22 protein-coding genes are annotated in these 14,457 nt (G+C 60.3%); 7 read left to right on the plus strand and 15 right to left on the minus strand.

Going from position 1 to position 14,457, the window contains the following annotated elements:
- The first annotated feature begins 106 nt into the window (after positions 1-106).
- Positions 107-745: a ribonuclease T2 family protein gene (locus ACFOGH_RS12310; protein WP_380074002.1), complete on the plus strand. Its 639-nt coding sequence runs from the start codon at positions 107-109 to the stop codon at positions 743-745.
- A 74-nt stretch (positions 746-819) separates the two neighbouring features.
- On the opposite strand, the gene ACFOGH_RS12315 is transcribed toward ACFOGH_RS12310, so the two are convergent.
- The 3 genes from ACFOGH_RS12315 to nth all read right to left on the minus strand — a co-directional run bounded on the left by ACFOGH_RS12315 (position 820) and on the right by nth (position 2,869).
- Complete coding sequence (locus ACFOGH_RS12315) at positions 820-993, minus strand: hypothetical protein (protein WP_380073366.1); 174 nt, start codon at positions 991-993, stop codon at positions 820-822.
- A 251-nt stretch (positions 994-1,244) separates the two neighbouring features.
- Positions 1,245-2,228, minus strand: a complete 984-nt coding sequence (locus tag ACFOGH_RS12320) for an adenosine kinase (protein ID WP_380073367.1) — start codon at positions 2,226-2,228, stop codon at positions 1,245-1,247.
- On the minus strand, positions 2,225-2,869 hold the full coding sequence (gene nth / locus ACFOGH_RS12325; protein WP_380073368.1) for an endonuclease III: 645 nt from the start codon (positions 2,867-2,869) through the stop codon (positions 2,225-2,227). Before nth ends, ACFOGH_RS12320 begins: the two co-directional genes overlap by 4 nt.
- 268 nt (positions 2,870-3,137) lie before the next feature.
- Here nth and ACFOGH_RS12330 point away from each other — a divergent pair, with 268 nt between their 5' ends.
- The 3 genes from ACFOGH_RS12330 to ACFOGH_RS12340 all read left to right on the plus strand — a co-directional run bounded on the left by ACFOGH_RS12330 (position 3,138) and on the right by ACFOGH_RS12340 (position 5,628).
- The gene (locus ACFOGH_RS12330; RefSeq protein WP_380073369.1) at positions 3,138-3,968 is read left to right on the plus strand and encodes a methylated-DNA--[protein]-cysteine S-methyltransferase; all 831 of its coding nucleotides are present in this window, start codon (positions 3,138-3,140) and stop codon (positions 3,966-3,968) included.
- Positions 3,969-4,104: 136 nt separating this feature from the next.
- Positions 4,105-4,758 carry an OmpA family protein gene (locus ACFOGH_RS12335; RefSeq protein WP_380073370.1) on the plus strand — a complete coding sequence of 218 codons (654 nt, stop codon included), beginning with the start codon at positions 4,105-4,107 and terminating at the stop codon, positions 4,756-4,758.
- A gap of 102 nt (positions 4,759-4,860) precedes the next feature.
- On the plus strand, positions 4,861-5,628 hold the full coding sequence (locus ACFOGH_RS12340) for a FadR/GntR family transcriptional regulator (protein WP_380073371.1): 768 nt from the start codon (positions 4,861-4,863) through the stop codon (positions 5,626-5,628).
- Between the two features lie 55 nt (positions 5,629-5,683).
- On the opposite strand, the gene ACFOGH_RS12345 is transcribed toward ACFOGH_RS12340, so the two are convergent.
- The 5 genes from ACFOGH_RS12345 to ACFOGH_RS12365 all read right to left on the minus strand — a co-directional run bounded on the left by ACFOGH_RS12345 (position 5,684) and on the right by ACFOGH_RS12365 (position 8,302).
- Positions 5,684-6,250: a F0F1 ATP synthase subunit B family protein gene (locus ACFOGH_RS12345; RefSeq protein WP_380073372.1), complete on the minus strand. Its 567-nt coding sequence runs from the start codon at positions 6,248-6,250 to the stop codon at positions 5,684-5,686.
- A 3-nt stretch (positions 6,251-6,253) separates the two neighbouring features.
- A complete protein-coding gene (locus ACFOGH_RS12350) occupies positions 6,254-6,799 on the minus strand; it encodes a F0F1 ATP synthase subunit B' (RefSeq protein ID WP_380073373.1) in 546 nt (181 codons plus the stop codon).
- Between the two features lie 83 nt (positions 6,800-6,882).
- The gene (locus ACFOGH_RS12355) at positions 6,883-7,122 is read right to left on the minus strand and encodes a F0F1 ATP synthase subunit C (protein WP_054005488.1); all 240 of its coding nucleotides are present in this window, start codon (positions 7,120-7,122) and stop codon (positions 6,883-6,885) included.
- Positions 7,123-7,170: 48 nt separating this feature from the next.
- Positions 7,171-7,959 (minus strand): F0F1 ATP synthase subunit A, encoded by a 789-nt coding sequence (locus ACFOGH_RS12360; RefSeq protein WP_380073374.1) that lies wholly within the window; start codon positions 7,957-7,959, stop codon positions 7,171-7,173.
- On the minus strand, positions 7,943-8,302 hold the full coding sequence (locus ACFOGH_RS12365; RefSeq protein ID WP_380073375.1) for an AtpZ/AtpI family protein: 360 nt from the start codon (positions 8,300-8,302) through the stop codon (positions 7,943-7,945). The genes ACFOGH_RS12360 and ACFOGH_RS12365 overlap by 17 nt, the downstream gene beginning before the upstream one ends.
- Before the next feature lie 193 nt (positions 8,303-8,495).
- Here ACFOGH_RS12365 and ACFOGH_RS12370 point away from each other — a divergent pair, with 193 nt between their 5' ends.
- The gene (locus tag ACFOGH_RS12370; protein ID WP_380073376.1) at positions 8,496-8,849 is read left to right on the plus strand and encodes an ArsR/SmtB family transcription factor; all 354 of its coding nucleotides are present in this window, start codon (positions 8,496-8,498) and stop codon (positions 8,847-8,849) included.
- Between the two features lie 154 nt (positions 8,850-9,003).
- The gene (locus tag ACFOGH_RS12375) at positions 9,004-9,171 is read left to right on the plus strand and encodes a hypothetical protein (RefSeq protein ID WP_380073377.1); all 168 of its coding nucleotides are present in this window, start codon (positions 9,004-9,006) and stop codon (positions 9,169-9,171) included.
- On the opposite strand, the gene ACFOGH_RS12380 is transcribed toward ACFOGH_RS12375, so the two are convergent.
- The 4 genes from ACFOGH_RS12380 to rplS all read right to left on the minus strand — a co-directional run bounded on the left by ACFOGH_RS12380 (position 9,140) and on the right by rplS (position 11,151).
- A complete protein-coding gene (locus ACFOGH_RS12380) occupies positions 9,140-9,949 on the minus strand; it encodes a division plane positioning ATPase MipZ (protein ID WP_380073378.1) in 810 nt (269 codons plus the stop codon). The genes ACFOGH_RS12375 and ACFOGH_RS12380 overlap by 32 nt on opposite strands.
- 68 nt (positions 9,950-10,017) lie before the next feature.
- A complete protein-coding gene (locus ACFOGH_RS12385) occupies positions 10,018-10,449 on the minus strand; it encodes a hypothetical protein (RefSeq protein ID WP_380073379.1) in 432 nt (143 codons plus the stop codon).
- A gap of 94 nt (positions 10,450-10,543) precedes the next feature.
- A complete protein-coding gene (gene rpmE / locus ACFOGH_RS12390; protein WP_380073380.1) occupies positions 10,544-10,765 on the minus strand; it encodes a 50S ribosomal protein L31 in 222 nt (73 codons plus the stop codon).
- Positions 10,766-10,776: 11 nt separating this feature from the next.
- Positions 10,777-11,151, minus strand: coding sequence for a 50S ribosomal protein L19 (gene rplS / locus ACFOGH_RS12395; protein ID WP_380073381.1), 375 nt, complete (start codon positions 11,149-11,151; stop codon positions 10,777-10,779).
- Between the two features lie 467 nt (positions 11,152-11,618).
- On the opposite strand from rplS, the gene ACFOGH_RS12400 reads away from it, so the two are divergent.
- Positions 11,619-12,113, plus strand: coding sequence for a hypothetical protein (locus tag ACFOGH_RS12400; RefSeq protein WP_380073382.1), 495 nt, complete (start codon positions 11,619-11,621; stop codon positions 12,111-12,113).
- Between the two features lie 9 nt (positions 12,114-12,122).
- Here the strand turns inward: ACFOGH_RS12400 and trmD are convergent, their stop codons facing one another.
- The 3 genes from trmD to rimM are packed head-to-tail and all read right to left on the minus strand — an operon-like array spanning position 12,123 to position 14,447.
- Positions 12,123-12,965, minus strand: coding sequence for a tRNA (guanosine(37)-N1)-methyltransferase TrmD (gene trmD, locus ACFOGH_RS12405; RefSeq protein ID WP_380073383.1), 843 nt, complete (start codon positions 12,963-12,965; stop codon positions 12,123-12,125).
- Positions 12,966-12,996: 31 nt separating this feature from the next.
- Positions 12,997-13,896, minus strand: a complete 900-nt coding sequence (locus ACFOGH_RS12410) for a hypothetical protein (protein WP_380073384.1) — start codon at positions 13,894-13,896, stop codon at positions 12,997-12,999.
- 41 nt (positions 13,897-13,937) lie between these two features.
- A complete protein-coding gene (gene rimM, locus ACFOGH_RS12415; RefSeq protein ID WP_380073385.1) occupies positions 13,938-14,447 on the minus strand; it encodes a ribosome maturation factor RimM in 510 nt (169 codons plus the stop codon).
- Between the last annotated feature and the right edge of the window lie 10 nt (positions 14,448-14,457).

Consider the following 14,457-nt stretch of genomic DNA (forward strand, 5'->3'; position numbering starts at 1 on the left):
AATCTTCCCCGAGCCGGGAAAACGGCTGCGACCGGGGCCGCGAAGTTTTCGTTTTCAGGGAAATCTTGGCCCATATACTGCGGTTTGTCGCAAAGGGAAAGTGAAAATGCGTCTGCTGGCTTGGGTGATCACGGCGATTTTTCTGGGCACCGCCGCACAGGCGCAGGGCGAGAAAGCAGGCGATTTCGACTATTACGTGATGTCACTGGGTTGGTCGTCGAACTGGTGTGCACTGACCGGAGACGCGCGGCGCGATCCGCAATGCGATGCGGGCCGTGGCCTGACCTGGACACTGCACGGGCTTTGGCCGCAATATGAGAGCGGCTACCCATCCGATTGCCGCACGGTGGAAAATGATCCCAACCGCAGCGACTCGGCGCAGATGGCCGATATCATGGGCGGGGCTGGTCTGGCATTTTATGAATGGAAGAAACACGGCCGTTGTTCGGGGCTTTCCGCCAAAGCCTACTACGCCACGATGCGCAAGGCTTACAAAGCCGTGGTGATCCCGCCGATCTTCGCCAAGATCACCAAAGACCTGCATGTGCCCGCCTCGGTGATCGAAGACGCCTTTGCCGAGGCCAATCCGCAGATCGCCCGCGATCAGATGACGGTGACATGCAGCAATGGCATGATCCAGGAAATCCGCATCTGCTTGACCAAAGATCTGGAGCCCCGCCGCTGCGGTGCCGACACGATTAGGGATTGCACGTTGAAGGATGCCGGGCTGGAAGCGGTGCGATAACATCGCTGCCAAGAGGCCCCGGATCAAGTCCGGGGCGGCGGGGAGCGGGGGTAATCTGCGCGCCTGAACAGGCGTTATTTTGCCTCTGCCGCCTTTGCCGCAGCCGCCGCTTTCATCCGGGCGACGAGTTCTTCCTTGCTGGCCTTGCCACCGTTGGGCGAGCGTTCCGCGCCAAGGCCCTTTTTGCCGACCTTGCGCTGCGGCACGTTCTTGTCTGCGCGGGGATTGCCCGATTTGCCATAATCCATCGTAAACCTCACAAACCGATGCCATTGGGAAGGGTGATGCCCGAAAGCAGCAGCCCCTGCAACCCTGTCCCGTCTTTGGATCGCGAGACAAAGACCAAAGTTTGCGTCCCGCCCCGGCGGCCTCGCCCCTTCGGGTCTTGGCCGCTCTAGGTCTTCATCTTGGTCTAAATACTCCCGCCGGAGGCTTCTGCGATTGGCCTCGGATGCCTCCGGCGGGAGTATTTTTGCCAAGATGAAGCTTGGGCTACGCGTTAGATCAGCCCTTCAGCGGCGAACAAATCCGCCAGATTGGCTTCGGGACGCGCGCCGAAATGGCTGATCACCTCGGCAGCCGCCACGCAGCCCATCCGGCCCGCAACCTCCAGTGACCGCCCGGTGGCGATGCCGTAGAGGAATCCGGCTGCGAATTGATCGCCTGCCCCGGTCGCATCGACCGGCACCACGCGGCGCACCGGAACCTTGGCGCGTTCTGTGCCGCGGATCACGATCACTTCATCGCCCGAACGTGTGCAGGCCACCAGACCGACCTCTGCCGCTGCCTGTTTCAAAGCTGCGTCCAGATCGGTCTGATACAGGCTGGACCATTCATGTTCGTTGCCGATCACGTAATCCAGATCCTTGACCAACCGGCGGAAATCGTCGCGGTGGCGGTCTACGCAGAACGGGTCTGACAGTGCGATCCCGGCCTGCCCGCCAGCGGCCTGGCAAAGCTTGGCGGCACGTTCGAATGCCTGCATCCCCTTGGGCTTGTCGTAAAGATAGCCTTCGAGGAATAGCACGGCCGCGTCGCCCGCGACCGCATCGGAGACATCCTCTGGCCCGAGTTCCGAGGAGATGCCGAGATAGGTGTTCATCGACCGCTCGCCATCCGGGGCCACAAAGATCATCGAGCGCGAGGTCGGAAGCTCGCCGCCCGGCACCGGGGCGTTGACGAAATCGGTGCCGCCTGCGGCCATCGAGGTGGCGTAGAACCTGCCCAAAGCGTCATCATGCACACGGCCGATAAAGGCCGTGGTCAGGCCCAGATTGCCCAAACCCGCGAGCGTATTCGCCACCGACCCGCCCGGTGCCTGCACGCGATCTTTCATCGCGGCATAGAGCAATTCGCCCCGTTCGCGCTCGACAAGCTGCATGATGCCTTTTTCGATGCCCATCATCTCGAGAAAGCTGTCATCAGCCTGAGCGAACACATCGACAATCGCGTTGCCAATGCCGACAATCTGATAACGTTTCATGGGGTCTTTTCCTCGAACAGGCAGTCATCCGCGATTGGGCAGATGCCGCATTTGGGTTTGCGCGCGACGCAGATATACCGCCCGTGCAGGATTAGCCAGTGATGCGCGTGGCGTTGGTATTCGGCGGGGACGTTGTCTTCAATCGCGCGTTCCACCGCGGTTTCATCCTTGCCGGGGGCGATGCCAGAGCGGTTGCCGAGGCGGAAAATGTGGGTATCCACTGCTTGCGAGGGTTGGCCGAACCACATGTTCAACACCACATTCGCGGTTTTCCGACCCACACCCGGCAACGACACCAGTGCGGCGCGGCTGGAGGGCACCTCGCCGCCGAAATTGTCGATCAAAAGCTGGCTGAGCTTGATCACGTTCTTGGCCTTGTTGCGGTAAAGCCCGATGGTCTTGATGTGCTCAATCAAGCCTTCCTCGCCCAAGGCCAGCATCTTGGCGGGGGTATCGGCGATCTGAAACAGTTTGCGCGTGGCTTTGTTGACCCCCACATCGGTGGCCTGCGCCGACAGCGCAACCGCCACCACCAGGGTGAAGGCGTTGGTGTGTTCAAGCTCTCCTTTAGGTTCGGCCTCCAAGGCCTGAAACCGGGAGAAAATGCGCTGCATGGCGGGGTAGTCGAGTTGGCGTGTCATGGTTTGGATATGCCCGATTGCCCCGCATCGGGCAAGCTTCTCGGTTCGGGTGGCTGCCGGCAGAATCTGTTTCCCATCTGGGAATGACTTGTGCCTGAGTGTCATTTTTGAGTCGATTTCCACAAGATGTTGTGGTTTCTGGTGCGCTTGTCTTGTGCTGTGCCATCGCAAGCTACACCTGCAGTGCCGCGCGAAATGCCGTGAAAGGCGCAGGAACCGGGTCGCTTACGGCGCGCGTCCTGCCTATTCTGGCAGGAAGGAGAACAGCATGACTGACCAGAACAGCTATCATTACGCCGTCATCGCGCGCGCGTTGAAGATCATCGACGAGGGCGGCCCCGGCCTAAGCCTCGATGATCTGGCCGCGCGGATGGGGATGAGCCCTGCGCATTTTCAGCGCACGTTTTCGCAATGGGTGGGTGTCAGCCCCAAAAGGTATCAGCAATATCTGACGCTGGACCATGCGCGCCGTTTGCTGGCGGACCGTTTCACCGTGTTGGAAACGGCCCATGCGGCGGGGCTTTCCGGCGGCGGGCGTTTGCATGATCTGTTTTTGACATGGGAGGCGATGAGCCCGGGTGAATATGCGACGGGTGGTGCAGGATTGGTGATCCGTTGGGGCTATTTCCTGACTCCGTTCGGCGAGGCGCTGGTGATGGCGACCGATCGCGGCATTTGCGGGATGGGCTTTACCGAGGAGTTTGGCAGGGACTGGTCGATGACAGACCTGACATCGCGCTGGCCCAATGCGACCTTTATCGAGGACACCAGCATTGAACCGCTTGTCACCGAGGCGATGGCTGGGCGCGGGGCGCGTCTGCATCTGATCGGGGCGCCGTTTCAGCTGAAGGTCTGGGAGGCGCTGCTGCACGTCCCCTCTGGCCAAGTCACGACCTATTCGGAAATTGGCAAGGCTGTCGGGCATCCCACGGCACAACGGGCCGTTGGCACGGCGGTGGGGCGCAACCCGATCAGCTTTCTGGTGCCATGCCATCGGGCGCTGCGCAAATCGGGCGGTTTGGGCGGCTATCACTGGGGCTTGCCCGTCAAGCGTGCGATGCTGGCATGGGAAGCGGCGCGCGCGGATGCAAGGGGATGATCGCGGCGTTTTTCAGCATTTTCACATCTGCGCGATAAATTGCCAATTCAACTTGGGAACCATGCCGAATGGTGCGCGTTGATATATAGCTAGCGGCGAGGCCGAAGCGGCCCACCCAGACAATTCAGAGGCAGCCATGATGTTCAAGACCCCGGTTATCATCTCTACCGTCACGCTGATGGCGCTGACAGCCTGCGTTAACCCCGATGCTTATCCGAATGACCCGAATGCCCGCGCCAAGAATGGTGCGATCGTCGGCGGTATGCTGGGCGCGGTTGCCGGGGCTACCAGCAAGGGCGACGACCGTCTGGCGAAAGCCGTGATCGGTGGTGCGTTGGGGGCTGCTGTTGGGGGCGCGATTGGGTCGAGCCTGGATGCACAGGCCGCAGATCTGCGCGGTTCGCTGTCGTCGAACGTGTCCGTGACCAACAACGGCCAGTATCTGGTGGTGAACATGCCGCAAGACGTGCTGTTCGCCAGCGACAGCGCTACGCTGCGCCCGGACCTGACCTCGGATCTGCGCGCGGTGGCATCGTCGCTGAACCGCTATCCGAATTCGACCATTGAGGTGATCGGCCACACCGACAACACCGCCTCGCAAGCCTATAACCAAGACCTGTCGCAGCGCCGCGCCTCGGCTGTGGCGAATGTGCTGATCAGCTCGGGCGTGCCGGCTGGTCGTGTGGCGGCCTATGGCCGTGGCGAGGATCAGCCGATTGCCTCGAACCTGACCGCTTCGGGCCGGGCGCAGAACCGTCGGGTTGAGATCATCATTCGCCCGACTCGTTAAGTCTGGCGGCATGTTTGCAAGGGCCGGGGGCAACTCCGGCCCTTTGTCGTTGAGCGGCTTGCAGATTGGTCATATGTTTGCACCAATCAGCCGGAGCCGTTCATGCCCTTCCTTAAAATTGACGCCGAGAAACTGTCACATTCTGTGGTGCAGCAGATTGAATTGCTGATCCTGCGCGGCATCCTGCGCCCCGGCGAGCGTCTGCCGTCAGAGCGGGAACTGTCTGAGCGTATGGGGGTATCGCGGCCATCACTGCGCGAGGCAGTGGCGGATTTGCAGGCGCGCGGGTTGTTGATCAGCCGGCCCAATGCGGGGATTTTTGTGGCCGAGGTGCTGGGTTCGGCATTCTCCCCGGCGCTGATCGGTTTATTTTCAGCGCATGAAGAGGCTGTGTTCGATTACATCGACTTCCGCCGTGATATGGAAGGTTTGGCGGCAGAGCGGGCGGCGCGGCTGGGGTCGGACACCGATCTGGCGGTGATTGATGCGATTTTCACCAAGATGGAAGCCGCACACAGCAAGCGCGACCCGACCGATGAGGCCGAGTTGGATGCGACGTTTCACATGGCGATCATCGAGGCCAGCCATAATGTGGTGATGCTGCATATGATGCGCGCGATGTATGATCTGCTGCGGATGGGCGTGTTTTATAATCGGCAGATGATGTTCAAGAACCGGCTGACCCGTGATCAATTGCTGGATCAACACCGCGCCATAAACGCAGCCTTGCAGGCGCGTGACCCACAGGCCGCGCGGGCGGCGGTGGTGACGCATCTGGGATTTGTGGAAACCGCGATGGCGGATCAGATCAAGGCGAACCGGAATGAGGCGGTGGCCAAGCAACGTTTGCAGCACGAGCAATCGAAGTAGCGCATGAAAAAGCCCGGCGCGCTGCACCGGGCTTTTCAGGAATCGTCACTGGCGATCAGTGAAACTTGGCGTCCACCGTGGCAATCGCCGCGTCAATCGAGGCCGAGGCCGCTTCTGCGGTGTTTTGCTTGGCCAGCACTTCGCCAGCGGCAGCAACGGCAACCGAAATCGCACTTTCGCGGACTTGGCGCAGCGCGCCAGCCTCAGCCGAAGCGATCTGCTCTTCTGCAGCAGCCAGACGGCGTGCGATGGAAGCGGTCAGATCAGCCTTGGCCTGCTTGGCAGCAGCTTCGGCTTCTTCCTTGGCAGAAGCGATGATGCGCGCCGATTGCTCGGCCACTTCCTTGTGCTTGGCATCGTAAGAGGCCAGCAATGCCTTGGCTTCGTCGCGCAGGGCTTTCGCCTCATCCAGTTCAGCCTTGATGCGGGCTGCACGGGCGTCAAGCGCCTTGGCCAGCAAACCGGGCACACCGGTGTAAAGCAGGATGCCGACAAAGATCAGGAAGGCCAGCAGCACCACGAAGTTGGTGTTGTGCAGGCTGACCAGCGGCGCGCCGTGGCTGTCGGCGGTGACGACCGCAACGATGCCGAGCAGGGCGATGATGAGAAAGACGTTTTTCATCGCTTATCCTTTCAACCGCGCGGTGACGGCTGCCGTGATCGACCGGGCATCTGCCTTGCCGCCCAATGCTGCCACCAGTTCCTTGGCCGTGTCTTTGGCCACTTCGGCAATCGCGTCTTGCGCGCCAGCCCGGATTTCGTCGATGCGGCCAGCCGATTCCGCAGCTTTTGCCGAGATTTCGAGATCGGCCTTTGCGATGGCTTTGTTCAGGTCTGCCTGAATGTCAGCCTTGGCAGCGGTGACGATCTTGCCAGCCTCTGCCCGCGCTGCGACCAGCGCATCGTTATAGGCTTTCTCAGCCGCAACGGCCTTTTGCTTCAACTCTTCCGCAGCCGCCAGATCATTGACGATCGTGCCGCGCCGGGTTGCCAATGTGCCGCCGATGCGTGGCAGGGCCACCAGCTTCAGCACGAAGAAAATCACCAAGAGGGTGACGACAAGCCAGAAGATCTGGTTTGCGAAATGGGTGGGGTCCAGCTGCGGCATTCCTGCCTTAGCGGCCTCATGCGCAACTTCCGTTGCGGCTTCAGTCGTGGTCGTGGTCGCCATTTTGCCCTCCGTCGGACCCTTTTTGATGCTCAAGGGCGCCGCGCTTGGGCGGCACCCCTGACCGTAAGGATGCTGACGTCAGATTAGACTGCGAACATCAACAGCAGAGCGACGAGGAACGAGAAGATCCCCAGAGCTTCTGCGAAGGCCAGACCGATGAACAGGGTCGCGGTTTGCGAGCCGGCTGCCGACGGGTTGCGCAGAGCGCCAGCCAGGAAGTTGCCAGCAACATTGCCAACGCCGATTGCGGCAGCGCCGGAACCGATAGCGGCCAGACCAGCGCCGATGAATTTGCCGAGTGCGGCTGCGGTTGCGAGATCCATGATATTCTCCTTACGATGGAATAGGTTAGATAGGGTTAAGAGCGGCGTTTAGTGGCCCGGATGCAGTGCATCTTTCAGGTAAACGCAGGTCAGGATGGTGAAAACGTAGGCTTGAATGAAGGCCACAAGAACCTCCAGCGCGTAGATTGCGGTGATGGCCAGAACCGACACCGGCGTTACCAGCACACCAATGCCCGAGATCAGGATCATCGGCGCGAAGGCGGCAAACACTTTCATAACCGCGTGGCCCGCCATGATGTTGCCTGCCAAACGAATGGAATGGCTGACGGGGCGCACGAAGTAGGAAATCAATTCGATCAGCGCGATGATCGGACGCAGGATCAGCGGCGCATCTTTCATCCAGAACAGGCCGAGGAAGTGCAGACCGTGCTTCCAGAACCCCAGCAGGGTCACGAACAGGAACACGCCCACACCCATCACTGCGGTGACAGCGATATGCGAGGTTGGCGAGAACGAACCCGGCAGCAGGCCCAGCATGTTGGAAAACACGATGGTCAGGAACAGCGTCATGATCATCGGGAAATACTTCGCGCCGTCTTCGCCCGTCACATCGACGACCATATTATGCACGAAATCGTAGCCCATCTCGCCGATGGACTGCAGGCGCGAGGGCACCAGTTTGCGGCCAGCCGAGCCGAAACCAAAGATGAAGATCACAGCCAGAGCGGCCAGCAGCAGCCAGACGGTTGCGTTGGTGATGGTGTACCAGTGGATCGGGCCCTCGCCAAACAGCGGGTGAACCTCGAACTGCTGGAGCGGATGGAACGACAAACCACCTTCATGCGCTTCGGCTGCCACGTCAGTCTTCCTCTTCATCATCGGCCACCGAGGTGGCGTTTGCTTGCGGACCTTGGGCTTGCGCGGCCTTGTCCTGCATCTCTTTTGCCGAGCGCAGCATGGTTTTCACCCCCGCCGCAAACCCAGCCAACACGAACAGCACCAGAAAAATCGGCATGGTCCCAAACAGGGTATCCAGCCCGTATCCGATGCCAAAGCCGATCAGCAGACCGGCTACAAGCTCTATCACCATGCGCCAGGCAAGCTGTGCCTGACGGTGCTTTTCCTCATTCGCGCTGCGCCGGGGCGCTGCGGCGGCTTTGGCGGTTTCGATCCGCTTTTCGAGGGCGGCCAAGCGCTCACGATCTGCGTCAGATACCACGGCAAAAGCCTCCTGAAGGTTGCGGCATACCTACGAACAGGGGGCGAATGAGTCAAGTATCGAAAAATTCCATTAGTGCTTTGATATTGCTTGTATTTATGGACGCGCTCAGATTGCCGGATGCCATCCATCGCGCTTTCGCATATTCAACCATTTGGTTGACGATCCCGTGAGGGCTTGGGATAGTCATGATATGGCAGCCCATCTCGACACCGTTTTCGCCGCTTTGGCTGACCCGACCCGGCGGGCGATTTTGGCCATGTTGCTGGAAGATGATATGGCCGTCACCGACGTGGCCGAACCGTTTCAGATGAGCCTGACGGCGATTTCCAAGCACTTGGGCATCTTGGCAGATGCAGGTCTGATCAGTCGTGAAAAGCGCGGCAGGGTGATCTGGTGCAAGCTTGAGCCGGACGCTTTGCGCAATGCTAGCGTGTGGATGCAGGGTTTCGGGCAATTCGAAGCGGTGGATCTGGACGCGTTCGAGCGATTTCTGGCGGATGAGTTGGCGGAAGACGATGCCGAGGGGCATTCCACCAAAGAATGATTATCTGGCGACAGAAGGCCGGATTACGACCAATGCAGCAACCGATTGTTTCACACGGCGCGAAATCGGCCAGAAACTAACGCGTGTCGGTCATTTTCCCGCCGCGATTCAACTTCAGATTGGTCTTAACGAAGTTTAGCCGCAGGAGATCACCATGAAATTCGGATACGCCCTGTTCGCCCGTTTTGGCCTGTTCGCCCGCAAGGCCGATACTGGCCCGGATATGTTTGACATGCGGCTGGAACGCACCCGCACCCGCGAAGCGCGGCGGGAAGCGCAACCGATGCTGTTCAAAACGAGACTGACACCCCTGGAAGCTTAAGCTCTTTCATCAGGTCGCGCAGTTCTTGCCGCGCGGCGATGTTGGAAAGGTTCAGCTGATCAACGCCGGTGTCCTTGAGATCAAGCAAGGTCAGACCGCGCGGGAACAGTTCGCGAAAGATCACCCGCTCGGAAAAACCGGGTGAGACACGAAAGCCGATGCGCTTGGAAAGTTCCTCCAACGCGGCACCCACCTTCTTCTTGTTGTGCATCTGCTGCGCGCCAAGCCGATTGCGCAACACGATCCAATCAATCGGCTTCAGCCCCGCCTGTGCGCGCAACTGCCGCGCGTTCCACACCATCTCGGAATAGATTGACGGGCCTTTGACCTTGCCGGTTTCGGCATCGACGCGGGCCAGCAGATCAAAGTCGATGAAGCTATCGTTCAAGGGCGTGATCAGGGTATCGGCCAAGGAATGCGCCACTTGTGACAGCCGCGTGTGGCTGCCGGGGCAGTCGATCAGGATGAAGTCCGACACAGGCTCCAGTTGTGCCACGGCGGATGACAGACGCGCGTCAAACGCGTTTTCCCCTTGCGCCAACGAGCCCGCCTCAACCTCGGGCAGATCGCGGTAATCGGGGGTGGGCAGATCGAGGCCAGAGCGCGCCAGGAAGGCGCGGCGGTTTTCGACATAGCGGCCGAAGGATTTTTGCCGCAGATCAAGGTCTAGCGCGCCAACGCGATGGCCCATCCGGCACAATGCTGTCGCGACATGCATACAGGTGGTCGATTTGCCCGAGCCACCCTTTTCATTGCCGACAACGATGATATGCGCCATATCGCTTCCCCTTTGGTCTTTCCGGCTTCCTATACGGTTAGCGGCAGAAAGGGGAAGCGGGAAGTTGCTTATGACATCGGCACGTCGGAATCGCACAGACGCACGGTGTTGATACATTCGGGCTCGGGCGACCCTGTGGCGTGCCAGCAGTAGCGGTCAGGATTGGTCAGGGGGCGAAACTCCCACGTCCGAAGCGCGCCGGTGGGATCGCGCATGTCTTCACTGTCAAACTGGATGAGGATGCCTTGCGCAGTGCGACCCAGAACGGCAAACGGCAGGTCTATCGCCAAAAGCATGTCGGTGGTGCCGTTCAGATCGCTGAAAACTTGCACCGCTCCGCGCTTGCGATCCTTGCTGAAGATCACGTGCTGCGGCGCGCCTTTGCAGGTTTCGACAAAACCGTCGGGATCGCCGTACACGCCAGAAAGTTGTTCAAACACGTCATTTTCCGCATGGGCGGGCAGTGCAAGGCATGTCAGGGCGAATAGGATGCGGAGCATGCCGCCTGATGCCACGCAAATGCGGCGAAATCAGGGGCGGCAAAAGAAAAGGGCGCCTCCGCAGAGACGCCCCAATTCTTGCCGTGGTGTGGGATCAGAAACCCAGACCGGCGTATTTGTTCTTGAACTTCGACACGCGGCCGCCGGTGTCCATCAGTTTGGCCGAGCCGCCGGTCCATGCCGGATGCGCCAGCGGGTCGATGTCCAGCGCCATCTGGTCGCCGTCTTTGCCCCAGGTGGTTTTGGTCTGGAACACGGTGCCATCGGTCATTTTGACGTTGATGGTGTGATAGTCGGGGTGAATTCCGTCTTTCATCGCCCTGTTCCTTACTCTGCTTTGGGTTTGTAGTTGGTGTCTTCGACGATCCGGGCCGACTTGCCGCGACGATCGCGCAGGTAATACAGCTTGGCGCGACGTACGCGGCCACGACGGACCACTTCGATGCTGTCGATGTTGGTCGAATACAGCGGGAACACACGTTCCACACCTTCGCCGAACGAAATCTTGCGGACGGTGAACGAAGCCGCGATGGTCGAGCCGCCCTTGCGAGCGATGCAGACGCCTTCGTAGTTCTGCACGCGCGAGCGAGTGCCTTCGGTCACTTTGTAGCCGACTTTCACGGTATCACCGGCTTTGAAATCCGGGATTTTCTTGCCAAGCGCAGCAATCTGCTCGGCTTCGAGTTGGGCGATCAGGTTCATCGCAGTTCCTTTGTTTGCAGGGTTTTCCCCGACGTGATGCAGCCGTAGAGCTTCTGGTCTTCCACCGGGTCGCCACAGATGTGACCCCGCCAGAGATGCGGCACGCTTTTGAAATCCGCGCCTTGCGCCAGACTTGCAGAAGAACGCAAGCGTTGCGGCAAAAGGAATCGGGCCCGACGGGCTTTTGACCCCGGACTTGGCGCGTATAGGTGGGCTTATTATGGCTGTCAAGCTACGGTCCTCCCTACCCCGAAAACCGGGCAGATACGCAATGCAACCCTTGAGCGAACGCGTCGTTTCGGCTAGCGTTTGTAGGTAATTTGACCGGGCCAGTTTGGCCAACCCACCTTATTCGTCAGCCTTCGACCAGCATTTGACAGCTTGTACTTTCCGAGCGGTGACAACCCGCCAGCCGCTGAACCGCACGTTTACTGAGCTTTACGTATTTCATACAGAGGAGTTTTATGATGGCGACTTATCGACATGACTGGGAAATCGGCCCGGTTTCTGCCAGCGTCACCGCGTTGCGGGCGATGGCTATTCTGCAAGCCCGCCCCAATGACATCTTCCCGTTCACGGTTTCTGGGCGCGGCGGGATTTCCAGTATCCGGCTGGGTGTCATCTATGATCTGATCGACACGGTTGGGCCGTTCAACAATATGGGCACCGGCTCGGACCCCGTGCAGGTGAGCGCGGTGACAAGCCTGATGTTCACCTTTACCACACTGACGGGGCACCATCGCGGTGCGGGCCAGACGATTTCGTTTGAATGCGCCGAGGTGGGCGGCAATGTGCAGCTTTCGCAGTATGGCACCTATGTCAGCACGCTGTCGCACCCGCTGACATCGCTGTTCAATCTGGGGGCCAATGCTGGCGCTGCGGGCGCATGGTCGTTGCAAGCGCATAACCTGCGACTGGCTTTGGGGATTGCGACGGTGCCGATCCGCTTTACGGTCTGGTAGCTTGTCCGATCAGGCCTTGCGGCGCAGGTAGGCTTGCCACAAGTCAGGCCGCCGGGTCTTGGTGATGTCTTCGGCCTGCGCTTGCCGCCATTTGGCGATGGCGGCGTGATTGCCGGATTGCAGCACCTCGGGGATCGGCAGGTCGTTCCAGACGGCGGGGCGGGTGTATTGCGGGTGTTCCAGCAGGCCATCCGAAAAGGATTCTTCGACGGTCGAGTCCTGATTGCCCAGCACTTTCGGCAACAGGCGCACGGTGGCGTCGATCAGGGCGGTGGCGGCGATTTCGCCGCCGGTCAGCACGAAATCGCCAAGGCTGACTTCCTCGATGTCGTGGTGATCCAGCAGGCGCTGATCAACGCCTTCAAACCGGCCACACAGCAGGGTCACGCCGTCGCAGGCGGCGAAACGGCGGGCCATGGCCTGATTGAACGGTTTGCCGCGCGGGCTAAGGTAGATCACCGGCCAGCGGGTGCCGTCGCGCGGGGTATGTTGGGCGGCGTCGGTCAGGGCCGCGTCCAGCACATCGGCGCGCAGGACCATGCCGGCACCGCCCCCGGCCGGGGTGTCATCGACGTTCAGGTGCTTGCCCTGCCCGAAGCTGCGCAGGTTGATCACATCCAGCGCCCAGAGGCCCAGATCAAGCGCTTTGCCGGTCAAGGAAATGCCAAGGATACCGGGGAAGGCATCGGGCATCAGGGTGATGATTTTCGCCCGCCATGCGCCTTTGATGTGCAAAGGTTCTTCCATCAGATCGCGCGGCTTCAGGCTGGCGCGCACGGAAATCCGGCCATGCGATTTGCTGGGGGCGGCTGCGGGATCGGGAGTGTCTGATGTGTCGGATTTGTCGTTCATACATGCTTTTAACCTGACCACCCTGCCCCGGCTAGGCCAAACCATCCTCGGGCTGAGCGGCGTTGGTGGCGGCGATCAGCGCCAGCAGCGGCAGTTCGGCAGCGGTGTTGGCAAGGTTGGTCAGCCAGCTCTGCAACAGATCAACGCTGGGGGATTTTCCCCATATTTCAGGGTCTTGCGGCATGGCCTGCGCAAGGCGTGTGGCAAACAGGGCCACCAGCTCGGGGTCTTCGTGCAGCAATTGCAGCGCTAGCGTCGGGCCATCGCCGTTGACCCGCACGATCAGATCGGGGTCGGTGCAGTGCAGAATCATCGCGATCAGCTCGGCGCGACTTGCATCGGCGCGGGCACGTTCCAGCAAGGCGGTGCGGATATAGGCGGGTTTGGCATGGGCCGACAGTGCCAGCAGATGCTGCGCCACCACAGCCGGCGTGGTATCGTCGGGCAATTCGGCCAAAGGGGCGATCATACGGCGGGCGGTGCGCAACTCGCTGGCATCGACCGGGTTGCCGGGGTGGGCGATCTGATCAATGGCGTGGTCGAGGATATTGTTGATCTCATTGGCTTTCCACGGGTCCCAGATCATCCGCGCCAGGGGGATCGACAGGAAAGAGATCGCCACCGGCAGCATCTCGCCATAGGGCGGCACAAAGCCCAAAGCGCCGCCGATGCCACGACCGATGCCAAACAGCAGGGCGACGAACAGCAACTGGATCGCGGCGTTACTGAACAGCGTGGCCCAAGCCTGATACTGCGTCCAATCATGGAATTGGCGCGGCCAGTTTTGTGGGCGCAGGATGAATTGCCAGAGCAGGAACAGCACCAGAAACACCGGCACCAAGGGCCAGCCATAACCGCCCAAGCCTGCCATCAGCGGCCCGATATACAAAAGCGCGGTTGCGCCCATCAGCCATCGCAGTCGGTTGTGCATCACGCCCCCTTTTTCGCCGCAGAGTGGCGCGGGATGTGGCGTTAGTCTAGCCCCTCTGGTGGATCGACGATGATACGGCCAGCGGTCAGATCAACGGTGGGCACGGCTTTCAGGGTGAAGGGCAGCAGCAGCGAGGTTTTCAGGCCCGGCCCAGCGATTTCCAACAGATCACCCGCGCCGTGGTTGTGAACGGCTTGCACGCGGCCAAGCTCTTTGCCACCTGTATCAAAGGCGGCAAGACCGATCAGATCGGCGTGGTAGAATTCGTCATCGGGCAGGTGCGGCAGTTTTTTCTTATCGACGTAAAGGCTTACACCCTTCAGGGCATCGGCCTGTTCCTTGGTCTCGACGCCCGCGATGCGCGCGCCAAGGCCACCTGCGACGGGGCGGCTGAGTTTGATTTTATAGCTGGTCTGGCCGTCTTCGCTGTAAAGCAGGCCGTATGAGGCGATGGCCTCGGGTTCGGTGCAGAAGCTTTTCAGCCGCACTTCGCCCTGCACGCCGAAAGAGCCTGCGATGGCGCCGACGCAGATGTGGTCTGGGTTGGGCATGGGCTTCTCC

Origin of the sequence: Cypionkella sinensis (assembly GCF_042646385.1) — a bacterium.
Lineage (GTDB): Bacteria > Pseudomonadota > Alphaproteobacteria > Rhodobacterales > Rhodobacteraceae > Cypionkella > Cypionkella sinensis.